Raw genomic sequence first — 16,474 nt, 5'->3', positions numbered from 1 at the left:
CGCGTTGGTGGGTTGGCGCTATGGCTCTGCTTCTCCTGCTCGCCTGGCTCTGGACCAGACCGCTGGGTAGTGAGCGCGGCGACCTTACGTCGGACGGCCGCATGACGCTCACCATCTTCGCTTTGGCCGTATGCGCCTGGGCCTTCACCTCGGTCGACGACACCTATATCGCGCTGGGCGCTGGAACCAGCCTGGTTCTCCTCGGAGTGATGCAGACCGAGGATTTCTTCGCCACCCTGGGCGATGACGTCGTCTGGTTGCTGGTCGCGGCATGCGTCATGGCGGTCGCCATCACCGCATCCGGCTTAGCGCAACGGGTAGCCGGGTGGCTGGTATGTGGCGCAAGCACACCCAGGCAGCTCGTTCACCTGGTCACGGCCACACTGGTGGTCACTGCCTTTGCCATTCCGAGCACGTCCGGACGGGCAGCGTTGGCGCTTCCCATCTTCGTGGCACTTGCGCGAGCCCTGGCCGAACACCGTTCGCTCGTCAAGGTATTGGCGTTGGTCTTTCCCACGGTCATCCTGCTATCGGCGGTTGGATCACTGATCGGTGCGGGCGCGCACCTGGTGACTTCGATGTTGGTCCAGACCGCGACCGGCACCGGCTTCAGTTTTACTCGGTGGCTGCTTCTCGGGCTTCCACTGGCCTTGGTCAGTGCTCACCTTGCGGCTGAGTTGGTCTTGCGCCTCTTCAGTGCGCGCGCGGACCGCAAGGTGCGGTTGCGCCTGTCGATCACCGACCTTGAAGATCGCCCGGGCCAGCTCACGGGGAGTCTGACGGTCGGCGAGTCTCGAGCAGCGCTGCTGCTGGCGGTCACCGTGACCCTCTGGTGCACCGAGGACCTGCACGGAATTCATCCGGCGATCGTGGCCCTCGGCGGTGCACTGGTGGCGACCTCGCCGCGGTATGGCGTGGTCAAGTTAAAGAAGGCCCTCCCCGAGGTCCCGTGGTCATTGCTGCTGTTCATGGCTGCGACCCTCGCCTTGGGCAATGCGTTGCTGAACTCCGGGGCGGCCTACTACATCGCTGAGAACGCTTTCAAGAGTGGATGGTTCGACTCTCCGGTGCCATTCATGGTCATGGTGGTCGTGATCTCGACCGCGGCGCATCTGCTGGTGCAGTCTCGCTCCGCGCGATCGGCCGTCCTGATCCCCATCGTCATCGCGCTGGCCCCTGGGGCTGGAGTCAGCATTGCTGCGGCAGCCTTCGCCTCGACCGCTGCTGCTGGCTTCTGCCACACCCTGCCGTCTTCGGCCAAGCCCGTCGCACTCTTCTCCGAAGTCAAGGGCCTCCCGACATACACCCCCGCAGACCTGCGCCGGTTGTCGTTCTGGCTGGCGCCGATGAGCGCTGCGCTGGTGTTGATCTTCTCGTTCTTCGTCTGGCCCTTGCTTGGCCTGCCGGTGAGTTGAGCTCCGACTGGCTTCGTCACCAACCGTCCCTACCAAGGAGATCGAAATGTCGATCCGTGTCCCGCACCGCATTGTTGTGGCTCCGAGTGGCTTCAAGGAGAGCCTTGATGCTGAACAGGTCGCTCTGGCGATCTCGTCCGGTGTACGTCGCGCGCTACCTGGGGCGGTCGTGGTTGCCGTGCCCATGGTCGACGGTGGGGAGGGCTCGGCCCGAACACTCGCGAAGGCGACGGGTGGGCAGATCGTTCCGGTCCGGGTGACCGGACCAGTAGGGGAAGCTGTCGATGCACACTTCGCTCTGCTCGGTGGAGACGGCACGTCCACGGCGGTGGTCGAGATGGCCGCAGCGGCCGGTCTTCGTCTCGTACCAGCTGATCGGCGCGATCCGACTCGGACGACGACGTACGGCGTTGGGGAGCTCATACGGGCCGCACTCGACCACGGGGTCGAGAGGATTCTGGTGGGATGCGGCGATTCCGGGACCAGCGACGGTGGCGCCGGCATGTTAGTTGCGCTCGGTGCTCGGCTCCTCGACCGCGACGGTCACGACGTCAGCCCAACCGGTGGCGCGGCCCTTGCCACGATCGATCAGGTTGATCTGTCAGGGATGGACTCGCGACTAGCGAGGACGCATCTGGAGGTTGGTTGCAATATGACGAATGTGCTGACTGGACCGCGAGGCGTCGCAAGGGTTTTTGGACCACAGAAGGGCGCCACGCCTGAGCAGGTGGACCAGTTGTCCGCTGGTCTAGAACGGTGGGCCGACGTGCTGGAGGCTGCCTGCGCGGCCTCGGGGACTGACCGGATTGCTGGCGTTCGGGGTGCGGGAAGTGGAGCCTCAGGCGGCTTGGGCGCGGCTTTGGCCGCTGGGTGTGGCGCGCGGTTGCGCTCCCGATTCGAGGTGTTTCTCGGGGACGATCTCGGCACGCCGCGATTGGACGCGGCCATCGCCGCGGCCGACCTGGTGATCACCGCTGAGGGTGCTGTCGACTACCAGACACCCAAAGGAAAGGTGCCGGCCGAGATCGCGCGGCGTGCCAAGCTCCACGGCAAACCGGTGATGGCGTTGGCTGGATCGATCGGTGAGGGGGCGACGGACGTACACGATGTGGGGATCGATGCGGTGGTCGGCATCATCCCGATTCCGATGGAACTCGCTCAGGCGGTGGAGCGCGCGGGTGAGCTGGTCGCGGCGGCGACCGAGCGCTCGATGCGCCTGGTCCTGCTCGGCTCAGTGATCGCCGCCGCCTAAGGGAACTAACCGAGTTAGGTGCCCTTGACCGGGAAATTTCCCAGTCAAGGGCACCTAACGCAGTAAGGGTCAGCGGGTGGCGGAGTAGATGCGGCGTACGACGTCTTCGATATCGGGGTCCTCGATCGACAGATCGCGTACTTCGACCTGCTCGGACACTTTCGTGAGGACCTGCGCGACGTTGGTCTGCTCCGGGTCGTACGTCAACCGCTGCTGTAGCCCGTGCGCCTCACTAGCCACATGAGAAGTTCCGGGAATCTCGGTCAGGTCGGCAGTTGGCTCAACCAGGTCAAGCACCAGCACTCGCTGTGCGCCAACGGTGGCTGACAGACCGGGCAACGTGCCGTCGTAGGCCAGCCGCCCATGGTCGACAACCAGGACCCGCTCACACAATCGCTCGATGTCGCCCATGTCGTGGGTGGTGAGCAGCAAGGTGGTGCCGTGCTCGCGTCGTTCCTCGACTAAGAACTCGCGTAGCCGCTGCTTGCTCAGCACGTCCAGACCGATGGTCGGTTCGTCCAAGATCACGAGTTGGGGTGAATGCAGAAGCGCCGCAGCGACTTCCGCCCGCATCCGCTGTCCGAGGGAGAGCTGACGCACTGGCGTCGCCAGGAAGTCGCCCATCTCGAGCTGCTCGATCAGTTCGTCGGTGCGGCGGCGCTCCTGATCCGTGGACAGTGCGTGGATCGCCGCCAGAATCTGGAAGGACTCGCGCACTGGTAGGTCCCACCAGAGTTGGGAACGCTGGCCGAACACCACGCCAATCTCACGAGCAAGTGCGCGCCGGTCCTGGACCGGCCGGAGCCCGCACGTGCGTATCTGCCCGGAGGTCGGCACCAGGATGCCGGTCAACATCTTGATCGTGGTCGACTTTCCCGCGCCATTGGCGCCGATGTAGCCCACCGCGGACCCCGCCTCGACCGAGAATGTCATCTCATCGACGGCACGAACCCGCTTGCGCTTCAACCCATCTCGGACGTGGAAGTCCCTCGTGAGTCCTTCGGTCTCGATGATCATCCGCCGCCTCCTTGATAGTGCCGTACGCCTACGCGCCAGGACAGCCCGGCACATACCCACATCCACAGCGCCGCGAGTGGTGTGCACCACGCGAGCCAGGCGGGTAACCACTCGGGCCCGGTCAGCCCCAAAAGGTGCAGCGCGGGCAAGTAGGCGGTGAACGCCATGGGGAAGAAGAAGCCGAAGATCACCTTGAGTGGCCGATTCCACACGGCCGCAGGTTGGCTCGCCGCATAGCGCCCGCCATAGACGAAGGCGTTGGTCATTTCGGCACCGTTGATGAGGAAGAACTGTACCCCCGCAGCGCACACGAACAAGGCCGAGAAGATGGCGATGCCACTGATCTGCGACATGACCAGAAGCGTGATCGAACTGAGCGACCAGTCAATATCGTTGATTGACAGGCCAATTCCCAGGGTCACGAGGCCGACAGCCGCCCGGGTCAGTCGGCGCAACGAGATATCGCTGCTGATGAGTTGAAGGAGGAGCGGCTGGGGGCGCAGGTAGAAGACATCCAGAGTGCCCATTCGAATGTAGGTCGTGATCCCGTCGCAATGACCAAACACCATGTCCGCGATACTGAATGACAGGTCGGCCATACCGAAGACCAGCAAGATCTGCGCAAACGTGAAGCCGCCAAGTTTGTCGACGTTGAAGAAGAGGATCCACACTTCAGCCAACTCGATCAAGCCGACGAGAAACGAACTCAACAGGTCGAGTCGGAAGTTTGTCCGGTAGGACCGTTGGGAGCGGATGCGCGAGGCCAGAACGGCACGGTATGGCGCGAGGTCAGCCACCCTGCACCTCCAACTTGTGGCGTCCGGCGCGGGTGAGCAGGTGGCCAATAAACCATGTCAGGGCGAGCCAACCGACCTGCGCGGCAATCAGGACGAACGACTCCGGTCCGTCTGCCCGCCCCGACAGAATGTCGACGGGATACATCATCATTGCGGGAAAAGGCGTGGCCTCAGCGAGGATTCGCAGCCAGTCCGGGAACAAGTCGATCGGCACGAAGAGCCCGGCAAAGAAGCCCGAAATGACCATGTACAGAATCTGCACGCCGCGGGTTTCGATCAGCCAGAAGCCGAAAGTCGCCACCACGTAGACAGCCGTGGCGCCGAGGGTGATGCCCAGGAGGAGGCTCAGCAAACCCAAGACGTACGGCAACACTGTGGTGGGCATCGTCATGCCCACGGTGAGCGCGCCCATGGCGACGCTAGGAATGCCGCGCGGTACCAGAGACCAGATCGAGCCGCCAACCTCCTGTGCGATTGCTGCGCCCTGGACACTGAGCGGCCGCAAGAAGTCGACCGCGACGTCGCCCTCTTTGATGCGGTTGGCAAGGTCGCTTCGTCCGGACAGGTTGATCGACCCAAGAAGCCCCTGGCTCAACCAGATGTAAGCGCTCATCGCGCCGATGTCATAGCCATTCAACTCGCCGCCGGCAGCATCAACGGTCGCGAAGAGCACCGCGACTTTGAGAAAACCGAACGTCACATTCGCGACAAGCCCGCCGAGTGCCGCAAGTCGATAGGTCGACTGCTGCCGGATGCCCGCCATGAGCAACCGGTAGTAGGGGCTCAGGCGAAGGGACACGAATCCGAGAACTTACCGTTGGAACGTCCTCGGCACAAGACCCCGACCCTCTAGGGTGACCAGATGATTGAGGAATCGGCGCGATGCGTGATCGTGATGGGTGTCTCGGGTTCGGGCAAAACCACGATCGCCGAGGACCTCGCGGAACTGCTGGGGTGGACCTATGCCGAGGGCGATGACTTTCACCCGCAAGCCAACCGGGACAAGATGGCCAGCGGTACGCCGCTGACCGACGAGGACCGATGGCCATGGCTGCGCACCATCGCCGATTGGATCAGCGCCAAAGGCGAGTCCGGCGAATCCGCCGTCGTGACCTGTTCGGCGCTGCGCCGGGCCTACCGTGAGGTGCTCGAAGCAGGCAACCCGCATGTCCAGTTCTGCCATGTGGCGGTGTCGCCCATCGAGTTGGCGTCCCGCATGCAAGAACGCGAAGGCCACTACATGCCAGCGTCCCTCCTTCAGAGCCAGCTCGACACTTTGGAACCGCTCGGAGACGACGAGCCTGGCATCACCGTGGTGGCGGAAGGTCCGCCCGATCGAGTGTTTGAGCAAGTCGTTGAGGAGTTGCGGGCCTCCTGGACAGCGACCGACCAGGCTTAAGTCGGTTCTGTCCCAGGCAACCGGAAGGCGTCGTGCGACACAGGCTCGAGGAGTCCGTCGGCCACGAGCCCATCGAGGCAGCGCTCGCGCTGGATGTCATCCGGCCACCCCGCGCGGAGACGGTCGTGGGCTACCGGCGATGAGGCCTCGCGCACCATCTGCAGGAGTCGTCCTCGGACCTGTCTGTCCGTGCCTGCCCATGCCTGGCCTCGCCGCGGTGGCCCTTCGTAGGCAGGTCGACCTGCGGCAACCCACGAGCATCGGGAGGCCACCGGGCACTCCTCACAGCGGGGACCGCGTGCGGTGCACACCAGTGCACCCAACTCCATGACCGCGACGCCCCAGACGGGAGCCGACCCGTCGTCGGGGAGTAGGTCGTCCGCAAGTTTGCGTTCTGCCGCCGTCAGGCTGGGTGCTGCGTGCTGTGTGCCAGTGACCAAGCGGGCCTGGACCCGTCGGACGTTGGTGTCGACCACCGCGACCTCAGCCCCGAAGGCAAACGCGGCGACCGCGGCGGCGGTGTACTCGCCGATGCCCGGGAGTGCGCGGAGGGCCTCGACGGTTCTGGGCACCTCACCCCCATGGTGTGTGGAGATCGCCAGAGCAGCGGCGTGCAGGCGCAATGCGCGTCGCGGGTATCCAAGCCGCCCCCATGATCGGACTGCCTCGCCGGGAGGCTCCGCAGCCAGGTCCTCTGGTGTCGGCCAGCGGTCCATCCATGCCTGCCAGACCGGCTGCACGCGCGCGACCGGGGTTTGTTGCAGCATGATCTCCGACACCAGGACGCCCCAGGGTGAACAGTCGGGCTGCCGCCACGGGAGGTCTCGGGCTTCCGTGGAGTACCACTGCAGGATCGGCTCGTGCAGGTCGTGCGGTGAGGTCACACGTACCGCTCGAGAATGCTGGATTCGGCGATGCGGGATAGGCCTTCTCTCACCGACCTGGCGCGAGCCTCACCGACCCCGTCCACGCCGATGAGATCTTCATAGCCGGCCCCGAGAAGCTCTTGGAGAGAACCGAATTGGTCCACCAAACGGTCGATGATGGCGCCAGGAAGTCGAGGTATCCGCGACAGCAGTCGGTAGCCCAGCGGACTGACGTGCGCCTCCATGGCATCCCCCTGGGCAGCGAACCCCATGGCTCGAGCCCCGGCGGATTGATCGAGAAGGTCAGTTGAGGACAGCGCGCTGATGCGTTGCAAAGCCTCGGTGACGGACAATCCTTCGCGGGTCGAGTGGAGGTAGTCCCGCAGGATCAGTTCGCGATTGTTGCCCAGGCCGCCGACGAGTTCCTCTAACTGCAGTGCCATCAGGCGCCCGTCGGTGCCGAGTTCGAGAAGGTACTGCTCAATCTCCGTGCTGATTCGCGACACCATCTCCAACCGCTGTACGACATTGGCGACATCGCGCACCGTCACCAGGTCTTCGATTTCCAGAGCAGACAGCGTGCTGGTCACTTCGCGGAGGCGAGCGTTGTAGCGCTCCAAGGTCTGAAGGGCCTGATTCGCCCGGGAGAGTACGGCATTCGAGCCTTCGAGTACGTGCCTCAGACCCCCCACATAGAGCGCGATAGTGCGCATCGATTGGCTCACTGAGATGACCGGGAAGTCTGTCTGTTTGGCGACTCGCTCGGCGGTGCGGTGTCGAGTGCCCGACTCCCGCGTCTCGATCTGAGAGTCCGGCAGCAATTGAGTGGCGGCCCGCATGATGCGAGTCGCGTCCCGGTCTAGAACGATGGCGCCGTCCATCTTGGCCAGCTCGCGGACCCGAGTCGCCGAGAATTCGATATCGAGCGGAAACCCGCCGGTACTCATCTGCTCCACGACGCTGTTATGTCCGAGAACGATCAGGGCTCCCGTGCGTCCGCGAAGGATGCGCTCGAGGGCGTCCCGCAACTCGGTGCCGGGCGCGACCACGGCAAGAGTGTCGCTGAGCATTTGGTCCGGTGACGGCTCCACCTGATGCCTCCTCCCGAGTCGTGGCAAGCATGTGCCGTGAGTCTAGCCGCGACATTTTCACCCGCCACCACATGTCAGAACGGCAGCGCGAAGTCGCTCAAGCAGCGACGATAAGGCGGGGGGTGAAAAACGGACGACCACACCGAGGAGGGCCGACCATGAGTCAGGATTTCGCGTCGCTGCTGCGCAGCCTGCGACGGCAGGGGGAAATGACCCAAGAAGCGCTGGCGGAGGCCTCTGGGCTGAGCCCGGAGGGCATTAGTGCCCTGGAGCGGGGGCAGCGGCGCCGGCCGCATCCGCGTACGGTTGATCTGCTCGTCGAAGGTCTTGAATTGGACCGCGAAACGGCATCCGCATTTCGCGCCGCGGCGCGCGACACCAAGCCACTGAGTACGGATTCGGCCACGGAGGAGATCACGCGGGAAAGGGTGCCCGAGCGCCCACATCAACTGCTGGCACCTCCGGCGGCTTTCGTGGGGCGTGATGAGGTCGTTCATCAACTGGTGCAGGACTTCTCTGACCCGGGCCAGCGAACGACTCCAGCGGCGGCAGCGATCACCGGCATGGGCGGGGTCGGGAAGTCGGGGCTGGCGCTCTTGGTCGCCCACCGGCTTGCAGAGCACTACCCCGACGGGCAGATCTATCTCGACCTCCATGGACACGACTCGCCGATGTCCACCGGGGATGCCCTGTCCTTTGTGCTCGCCTCGTTGGGCGTGCGTGACTTGGCCATCCTCGGAGATGCCGACCTGGGTTCGGCCTACCTTCGCTCGTCGACCAGCGGGACACGCCTGCTCTTCGTTCTCGACAATGCCGCCGACTGGAAGCAGATCGAGCCGCTCCTTCCGGCCTCTCCAGGGAACGCGGTCATCATCACCGCACGACAGAGCGTCGGAGTGCTGCGTGATGTCCGGCAGGTGCAACTGCATCCCCTGCCCCCCAATGACTCGGAGGCACTGCTTGCCGAATTTGCGGGAACCAGCAGGCTGATGGAGGATCCTGCGGCCGCGAGTGTGCTCGTTCAGACGTGTGCTGGGCTACCGCTCGCCATTCGGCTTATTGGCGCACGACTGCAAGCCAACCCCGACCTGGGCGTGGCTGATTTGGCGGCGGACGTCGCGGCTGATCCTGAACGCCTTGGTGACGGTGGCGGCCATGGGCCCGACTTGGGTGGAACACTCGTTGGTCTGATCGACGACCTCGCTGTGAGCGACAACGCGGGTGATCATGATGCTGCGCTGGCGATGCATGTGGTCGGGCTGCTTCCCTCGCCGGCAGCATCGCCGAATTCCATTGCAGTAGCAACGGGTTGGACGGAATCGCGCGCCCGGCGAGCGCTTGAGCGGCTGGCACACAACAGCCTGGTATCGAGCCCATCGCCGGGGGCGTTTCGCGCCCATGACCTGATTCATCGGTTCATGGCAGATCGGGCTCGCGAGGAGTCGGGAGATGCGGCAGTGCGGGAGGTCCGATTCCGCGTCCTGGAGGCATATCGGGCGGTCGCGTGGTGTTCTCGTGGACTGACCCGCGCCAGCGCGGAGGGTCTCGACGAAGCCGCGCTGAAGTCCGGTCCGATGTCAGTCACCGATCCCGTGGAGTGCATCGATCTCCTCGCCGCAGACTTTGAGCAGGTGGTCGCACTTATCAGGGATGTGGTCACGTACGACGACGAGGGCGCCGTGGTGGGCGCGCATACGGTCCTCGGACTGGTGTCGTATTTCGTTGCTAGGGCCGATTCGACGTCGTGGCGGGCGCTGCTGGAGGGCGCGGTGGAGTCGTTGCCTGCGGGGTGTGAGGACGAGGAGATGCACCTTCGCCTGGACCTGGCGATGTTCTATGGGGTACGCGGGCAGTTGGCCGTTGCCAGCACTCACGTTGATCGGGTGCTCGACATTGCGCGACAACGGGGGCGGCCACGAGCCGAGGTTGCGGCGTTATCCCATCGGTCCAGTGCGTGGCGACGCATCGGACGCCTGGACTATGCGCTGGAGGACGTGACCGTGGCCGTGGACCGGGGACGTGAGGTGGGCGACACTCGGATGTTGGCCGGGGCATTGCGCGATCTCGGGATCGTCCAGGCCTCAAGTGGCGCAACAGAATTGGGACTGGAAGCCGAGCGCGAGGCGCTACGCCTGTACCGCCTCGCTGACGCATCTCGCGGGATCGCGATGGCGCTGATCAATGTGGGCGTCATGCTGCGTGACCTGGGACAAATGGGTGAGGCGCGGGCCCATCTCGAGGAGGCGGTGACCCAAGCAACCGTCATCCGCGATCGCACGCTGGAGTCTGAGGCCTTGGATGAACTCGGGTATTGGTACGTGTTGGCAGGCGACCACCGCCGAGGCTTGCGGGTGCTGCGAGACGGTCTGGCGTTGGTCGAAGACCGCGGCGGGCGGACGGGCGAGGCCAGCCTCCGGCGCCGCTTAGGGCATGCACTGCACGGACTGGGGCGGCTCTCCGAGGCTGACGAGCATTGGTGGACCGCCGTCCGCATCTATGAGCAGGCCGGCGACCGAGCGGCGGCGGCCGATCTGCGCCATTGGCTGATCGACCACCGCTCGCACGACGAACGGGCGCGGTTAGACCCGCAGGAGGTGTGACCAGGTGTCGGGGCCGACGACTCCATCCGAGCCGATAGACACCGAACTCTGGAACTTCTTGACCGCTGATCCGGTGCCGCTCCCAAAGACTCCATCGACGGTCATGCTGGCGCCGCGTGCGTTCAGAGCCACCTGGAGTGCGCGGACCGCTTCGCCGCGGGACCCGTTGCGGACCTTGACCGCGAGGGGAGCCTCCCAGGTCTTCTGGCCGAGAACTCCATCGGCGGTCAGCTTCTTGGCCTTCTGGAAGGCCTTGGTCGCGGATGACGTGGCCGCGTCGAAGGATCCGGTGACGGGGACGCTATGGCCGGCCTCGCGCAGCAGGTGTTGTGCCGCTTTCACCCGGAAGCCTGACGCACCGGACTTCAGGAGGGGCCATTCCCTGGCGGAACCGCCGCCACCTCCACCGCCGGTGCCGAGCAGGGTGCCTACCTCTTTGCGGAGTTGGGGGAGGGTTGCATAGAAGGCGTCCCCTGGGCAGGCAGTGCTGTTGAAGTCCCGGTGCCCCTCGATCGCGTCCGGCGTCAGGCCGTACGTCTGGCAGAGGTAGGCGCACAGGTGCACCAGTGCTTTCCGCTGCTGTTCGGGTGGCAAGCCAGTTTCATACGTGCCTTGGGTTTCGATGCCGATGGCGGTGTCGTTCTGGCCGTTGGTGTGGGCGCCTTGCGGAAACTGTTTTTTGCCACCGTCGAGGCCCTCGACGCTTCGATGGCGACCTTCGAGGACATACCCGCCGCGGCTGACGGTGAATTGCTGGCCGGTGTCAATCCATCCATTGCCAAGATGCGAGCCTTGGATCGACCGCGCGATCGCGTGGGCTGCCGATGCGGAGTAGTCGGTGACGTTAGGGGTCGCCGTGTGGTGGACGACGATGTTGGTCGGGGGCCCCACCATCTTGACTGGATCTGTGGCGGCTTTGGCGCCCCACTCGGAGCAACCAATGATTTTGGGCCGGGTCACCGTGGCTGCGGCCGCCGGGCGGATGCCCACCAGGCCGACCCCTGCGCTAGCGACGGCCCCGGCGAGGATCGTGCGACGACTCATAACGGGATTCATGACGTACTCCTTCTCGTGGCGTTGGGCTCGCTGCTCGAGGCTCCACCCGATAGGACGCCACGTTGCCCCGCGCGCTGGTAGGACGCCACGGACAACCCGCACCCGGACGGATTGTCCGGAATGTGCGAATCCGGGCAGGGCTCAGGCCGGATGGCTTATGCGGAGACGAGTTGCACCCAATTCGGCCACATGTTGTCTCCGAACTTTCGCCACGAAGCACCTAGCGCGGGCATGGCTAGCCTGGCGGCGCGGTGCCGGGGGTGGATGGTCCAGGTCCACGTGACGCGCGTCCCGGTGCCTTCCTCGGCAAACGTGAATGACCCTTCGACGGTGGATGCCAACAAATTCAGTGGCCCGTTGAAGTTGCTGAGTTCGTAGTTGTAGACGCGTGGTGTGTCCAGGCCCACGAGCGTCTCCGTGTTGGTGGATCCGTCGGCGAGTTCGACTGTTCTGGTGTCACCCACAGCAGCCCATGTTGTCCCTCTGGTCCCCTTGACCGCGGGGATGAGCCCCCCTCGCTGGGTGAAGAGTTGCTCCAGCGGGACGTCGATGAGCACCGCGAACGCCGTCTCAGGGCCTGCGGGAATCACCGAGGAATTGGACAAGAAGTAGGGCGCAACCATGAGTGTCTCCAAGCGTCTGTGGGTTGGCACGCACGCTAGCGGACATTAACTCGCAGATTGCTCGCGTTGGGCAGCCCCGTCGACCAGCCGCACGGCCGCTACCAGGTCATCGACCTCGCGCACGGTCATGCCTGCGGGGATGGGCTCATTGCCCAGTGACCCGGTTGGAATGATGGCGCGAGTGAACCCGATTCGGGCTGCTTCGGCCAGTCGACGCGGGATTCCGGCGACGGCTCGAACCTCACCGGCCAACCCGACCTCGCCCATTGCGACGCAACCGGCGGGGAGCGGGTGTCCACTGCCTGCGCTCACGAGCGCCAAGGCGATGGCGAGGTCGGCGGCGGGCTCGGTAAAGCGCACACCACCCACGGTGGAGACGTAGCAGTCGTGGTCGCGCACCTTCGCGCCCACCCGCTGGTCGACAACGGCCAGGATCATCGCTGTTCTGGAGGAATCGATTCCGCTGGTGGTACGTCGCGGGGAGCCGCCGCCCGACGGTGCCAGAAGTGCCTGTACCTCGGCCACCAATGGTCTGCGCCCTTCGAGGCTCACGGTCACACAGGTGCCGCTGACCGGCTCATCGCGGCGGGATAGGAACAGTCCGCTGGGATCTGGAAGGCCCACGATGCCGACCTCGGACAGGTCGAAGCAGCCGACTTCGTCGGTGGGTCCGAAGCGGTTCTTGTGAGCGCGTACGAGGCGCAACCGAGAATGGCGCTCACCCTCGAACTGGACGACGACATCGACCAAATGCTCGAGCACTCGCGGTCCGGCAATGGCGCCGTCCTTGGTGACGTGACCGACGAGCATGACGGCGATGTTGCGGGCCTTGGCGTGCTGAATGACGCTGGCGGCGACTTCGCGGACCTGGGCGACATTGCCTGCGGCGCCCTCGATGTCGGCGCTCGCGATGGTCTGCACTGAGTCGATGATGACGAGGTCGGGCTGGACCTGCTCGATCTGTCCGAGAACGGTGGCCAGGTCGGTCTCACTGGCCAGGAAGAGGGTGCGGGCCATGGCCTCGATGCGTTCGGCACGCATGCGGACCTGGGCTGCTGACTCCTCGCCGCTCACATAGAGCACGTCGCGGGACTCACGAGCGGCGCGCGCCGCGACGTCGAGTAGCAGGGTGGACTTGCCGATGCCGGGCTCTCCGGCGACTAGAACGACGGCGCCCGGGACTAGCCCACCGCCGAGCACGCGGTCGAACTCGCCGACACCCGTGGATTTGGCCGCTGAACTCGTGACGTCGATGTCGCCGATTGCCTGGGCCGGTCGCTCGACGACGCGGGATGGGGCCGTACGCGCGGCCGTGACGCCTGCTTCGGTGACGGTGCCCCAGGCTTGGCACTCACCGCAGCGGCCCACCCACTTCACGGTGGTCCAGCCGCAGTCAGCGCATTTGTACGTGGCGCGGGAACGAGACTTGGATGCCATGGCGAGAACGGTAGACGGTGGCACCGACAGTGCCGGTGGCACACGCTCCAGGCGTGGGCCACCGGCACAGGGGTGGGAGGGGGTCAGGCGAACTTGTCGTAGGCCTGCTCGGCGTACTTCACCCGAGTCACTTGGTGGCAGTCGCCACAGATCTCGTACTTGTTTTGGAACACGATCGTCGCGCGTTCGATGGTTGTCGCCTTCTTGAGGTCGGACTTGCCGAACGCCGGGTAGGTGTTCAGCTCGTGGACGATGAAGTCGAGCTGGAGCTCCAATGAGGTGGCGGACTTTCCCTTGCTCGACGCATAAGTCTTCAGCGCGTCCCACCTGTCGCCCACGCTCCACTGGGCAATACCGCGTCCTGGGCCAGTCGGCTCCTGGCTGCGTGTCGGGTCCACCCCGGATTCCTGCATGAGATTGCCGACGATTCCTGCAGACTGGACCTTTGAATACCCCTTGGCGACGAAGTAGTCAAAGGCGCGCCCCTCGTTCGTCGTGTTTGGTTTCGTCGCAGGCAGTTCCACCGTGCAGGTGGTGGGCACCGCACTCATTCCACCGCTTGCCGGAGCTGAGCTCTTCGACATTGTGGACGTTTCTCCGCGACCGTCGACAGGGTCAACCATGGTGCGCGCTGTGGTGTTGCCGCTCTTACGGAGCGTCACATTGCCGCCGGGCGAGGCGATCGAGGTAGAAGTGCTGAAATCCTTGACGGCAGTGCGGGATTGCTCTTTCCACCCGGTCCCGGTGTTGCGCACGCTGGAGTAGTGCAAGTCCCCTCCGCCGTCAGTCCAGGCGAGCTTGAAGGAGCCTGGGCCGCTGTTTCCGAACATCGCGACGGGTCGATTGTTGAAACCCTCCACTCGCGCGAATCCTTCGGGCGCCTTCGTCGTCGAGACCGACGTCATGACGTAGAGCGCCTTGCCGTTGACGCCGTACAACTTGTTGCCGTCGGAGGCGAGGTGGTCGAAGTTGTACTTTCCGGGTTTGCTGGCGCTGCCGGTGGCGAGGGTGGTTCCGGAGTTGATGGTGCGCCGTTCCTTGCCGAAGGAAAAGCTCCGCATGCCACCGTCGTCGTCGGTGACGATCAACTGGACCGAGTTCTTGCCGTCTGCGTGGGCGGCGATGGCTTTGCCTGGGCGTTCCTTGGGGAGTGTTCCTGCCTTGACCCAGGCATAGGCCTTCGGCTTGGCCGATTCCAGTCCGGTGTAGCTCGCATACCAGATCTCGGTACCTCCGTTTCGGAGCTGGAAAACTCTACTCGGAGAAGAACATTCGACGTTTGACGATGAGGGCGCCTCGGCGTGTGCCGTGCTGGCGCTGCCGAGGGTTCCGGTGCCGAGCCCCGCAGCGAGGGCAACAGCACTCAGGCCAAGCGTCATACGGGTGATGGGACGTGTGTAGGTAGTCATGGCGATTTCCGTTCTTTCGGATGTGTGATGTCGGTTGGACGCGCCGCGGCCGCGGTCGGAATGGCCTGGCTCAGTTGGTGCAGCCCGAGCTGGGGAGGGCAGAAGGCGAAGGCGGTGTCTTGCCGTCGTAGACGGCGAGAAGGAGTTTCTGTGGGCAGCGAAGTTCGCCCCCGCTCCTGAGTTGGAGGTGCAAGTGCGGCCCCGTTGAGTGGCCGGTGTTCCCGGAGAGGCCGAGTTGCTGGCCAGCCTTGACCTTGGCGCCATTGGCGACGCCTCGGCTATCAAGATGGCAGTAGGTGTACTCGGCGCCGTCGTCTCCCTTAACCAGGATTCCCAGTCCGCAACCTCCAGATACATGCGTCACAGTCCCACCACGCACAGCGAGAATTTTGGTGCCTGTCGGGATTGCCATGTCGATGGCGGGGTAATCGTGGTGCGGATCGTCATACTCAGACCGAGGCTGTGCATTACGTTCCAGCGGAAGGCTGTAGCCACCGGCTCCTGTGTTTCCGCTCGGAGAAGTCGCCGAGCACACGTCGGCCACGGTGGTCATGGGGTAGTTGTTGTTGACCTTCCAGGTCGAGCTGATGGGGTCGCGGTCCTTGACACCCTCAGCGGAAGCCCGATAGCGCAACAACGACTCACCATCTGAGCGCATCAGGATGTTCCCACCGGGGCTGGCAATCGCCTCAGAGGTGTAGGGCCCCTTGGTGACGACCTTCTTGCTCTTGATTTTCCATCCGCCCGTGCTGGTGACGTCGGCGTAGGTCAACGCGCCCTTTGAGTCGGTCCAGGCGATCTCGTGAGATCCGGACGACATACCGGCGAGCGCCCGCGGCCAGAACCCGGTGAGACCGGAGACAGTGGCACGCCCGGTCGGCGCCTTCGTGGTGGAGACCCCGGTCATCACGTGGAGCTTGCCACCCTGCACACCCCAGAGCCGGCTGCCGTCGGAGGTGAGGGAGGTGTAGCGGTAGGAGCCGGGTTTGTCGGCCGTCCCGGCGGCGAGGGTGCGGTGTGAGGTCACCTTGCTCTTGGCCTTCTCGTAGTTCAGCGAGCGAAGGGAGCCGTGCTCATCAGAGAGCAGCAACTGGATGCCCTTTGAACTCGGTGAGGTGGAGTGGGCCGCGACGGCGGTTCCCTTGCCGCCAGGGATGTCGTACGCCTTCGTCCAGGAATACACCGTGGGCTTGGCCGTATTGGCGCGACTGACGCTGGCGACCCAGAGTTCGGTTCCCTCAGCGCGGAGTTGGAAGAACCGGGATGCTTCAGTGCACTTGGTGCCGTCCATGGCAGACGACGACGCAGCGGCGGGTGTCGGGGCCGCTGTCGCCTCCGACACCGGACTCATGCCGAGGCCGACCAGTGTGGTGGATGTGACGGCTGCGAGGGCCGTCGCGTTGCGCAGGGTACGCATGTCGAGATCCTTTCGAGAGGTGCCGAAGCGAACCTTCGGCGCTGCTCGAAAGACTTGTCGTTCCAGGCAATTTCGCCCACGGACTAGGCGCGTAC

The 16,474-nt window shown here is 64.6% G+C and carries 14 protein-coding genes; 4 read left to right on the top strand and 10 right to left on the bottom strand.

The features are described 5' to 3' along the window. Positions 1 to 20 precede the first annotated feature (20 nt). Together F562_RS0111450 and F562_RS0111445 are read left to right on the top strand one after the other, a co-directional pair. A complete protein-coding gene (locus F562_RS0111450) occupies positions 21 to 1,415 on the top strand; it encodes an SLC13 family permease (protein WP_018157102.1) in 1,395 nt (464 codons plus the stop codon). 46 nt (positions 1,416 to 1,461) lie between these two features. Beyond that, positions 1,462 to 2,667, top strand: a complete 1,206-nt coding sequence (locus F562_RS0111445; protein ID WP_018157101.1) for a glycerate kinase — start codon at positions 1,462 to 1,464, stop codon at positions 2,665 to 2,667. Positions 2,668 to 2,736: 69 nt separating this feature from the next. Here F562_RS0111445 and F562_RS0111440 read toward each other — a convergent pair whose 3' ends face one another. From F562_RS0111440 to F562_RS0111430, 3 genes are read right to left on the bottom strand one after another with little or no spacing between them, the layout of a single operon-like run. Further along, positions 2,737 to 3,684, bottom strand: a complete 948-nt coding sequence (locus F562_RS0111440) for an ABC transporter ATP-binding protein (RefSeq protein ID WP_018157100.1) — start codon at positions 3,682 to 3,684, stop codon at positions 2,737 to 2,739. Beyond that, positions 3,681 to 4,481, bottom strand: coding sequence for an ABC transporter permease (locus F562_RS0111435; RefSeq protein ID WP_018157099.1), 801 nt, complete (start codon positions 4,479 to 4,481; stop codon positions 3,681 to 3,683). Before F562_RS0111435 ends, F562_RS0111440 begins: the two co-directional genes overlap by 4 nt. After that, a complete protein-coding gene (locus F562_RS0111430; RefSeq protein WP_018157098.1) occupies positions 4,474 to 5,280 on the bottom strand; it encodes an ABC transporter permease in 807 nt (268 codons plus the stop codon). Before F562_RS0111430 ends, F562_RS0111435 begins: the two co-directional genes overlap by 8 nt. 63 nt (positions 5,281 to 5,343) lie before the next feature. On the opposite strand from F562_RS0111430, the gene F562_RS0111425 reads away from it, so the two are divergent. Next, a complete protein-coding gene (locus F562_RS0111425; protein ID WP_018157097.1) occupies positions 5,344 to 5,880 on the top strand; it encodes a gluconokinase in 537 nt (178 codons plus the stop codon). Here the strand turns inward: F562_RS0111425 and F562_RS0111420 are convergent. Together F562_RS0111420 and disA are read right to left on the bottom strand one after the other, a co-directional pair. Next, positions 5,877 to 6,764: an HhH-GPD family protein gene (locus F562_RS0111420; RefSeq protein ID WP_018157096.1), complete on the bottom strand. Its 888-nt coding sequence runs from the start codon at positions 6,762 to 6,764 to the stop codon at positions 5,877 to 5,879. The two genes, F562_RS0111425 and F562_RS0111420, sit on opposite strands and share 4 nt — an antisense overlap. After that, positions 6,761 to 7,816, bottom strand: coding sequence for a DNA integrity scanning diadenylate cyclase DisA (gene disA, locus F562_RS0111415; protein WP_018157095.1), 1,056 nt, complete (start codon positions 7,814 to 7,816; stop codon positions 6,761 to 6,763). Before disA ends, F562_RS0111420 begins: the two co-directional genes overlap by 4 nt. A gap of 179 nt (positions 7,817 to 7,995) precedes the next feature. Here disA and F562_RS0111410 point away from each other — a divergent pair, with 179 nt between their 5' ends. Next, positions 7,996 to 10,437 carry an XRE family transcriptional regulator gene (locus F562_RS0111410; protein WP_018157094.1) on the top strand — a complete coding sequence of 814 codons (2,442 nt, stop codon included), beginning with the start codon at positions 7,996 to 7,998 and terminating at the stop codon, positions 10,435 to 10,437. On the opposite strand, the gene F562_RS0111405 is transcribed toward F562_RS0111410, so the two are convergent. The 5 genes from F562_RS0111405 to F562_RS21295 form a co-directional block, all read right to left on the bottom strand. After that, positions 10,417 to 11,493 (bottom strand): peptidoglycan recognition protein family protein, encoded by a 1,077-nt coding sequence (locus F562_RS0111405; RefSeq protein ID WP_026181211.1) that lies wholly within the window; start codon positions 11,491 to 11,493, stop codon positions 10,417 to 10,419. The two genes, F562_RS0111410 and F562_RS0111405, sit on opposite strands and share 21 nt — an antisense overlap. Positions 11,494 to 11,648: 155 nt before the next feature. Then, positions 11,649 to 12,116, bottom strand: coding sequence for an SRPBCC family protein (locus F562_RS18900; RefSeq protein ID WP_018157092.1), 468 nt, complete (start codon positions 12,114 to 12,116; stop codon positions 11,649 to 11,651). A gap of 45 nt (positions 12,117 to 12,161) precedes the next feature. After that, positions 12,162 to 13,553: a DNA repair protein RadA gene (radA, locus tag F562_RS0111395; protein ID WP_026181210.1), complete on the bottom strand. Its 1,392-nt coding sequence runs from the start codon at positions 13,551 to 13,553 to the stop codon at positions 12,162 to 12,164. Between the two features lie 83 nt (positions 13,554 to 13,636). After that, a complete protein-coding gene (locus F562_RS20220; RefSeq protein WP_156822627.1) occupies positions 13,637 to 14,962 on the bottom strand; it encodes a phage tail tip lysozyme in 1,326 nt (441 codons plus the stop codon). 70 nt (positions 14,963 to 15,032) lie between these two features. Beyond that, positions 15,033 to 16,379 carry a M23 family metallopeptidase gene (locus tag F562_RS21295; RefSeq protein ID WP_018157089.1) on the bottom strand — a complete coding sequence of 449 codons (1,347 nt, stop codon included), beginning with the start codon at positions 16,377 to 16,379 and terminating at the stop codon, positions 15,033 to 15,035. Positions 16,380 to 16,474 lie beyond the last annotated feature (95 nt).

Source organism: Demetria terragena DSM 11295 (genome assembly GCF_000376825.1).
In the GTDB taxonomy this organism is placed as follows: Bacteria; Actinomycetota; Actinomycetes; order Actinomycetales; family Dermatophilaceae; genus Demetria; species Demetria terragena.
This window is presented reverse-complemented; position numbering and strand designations above follow the sequence as displayed.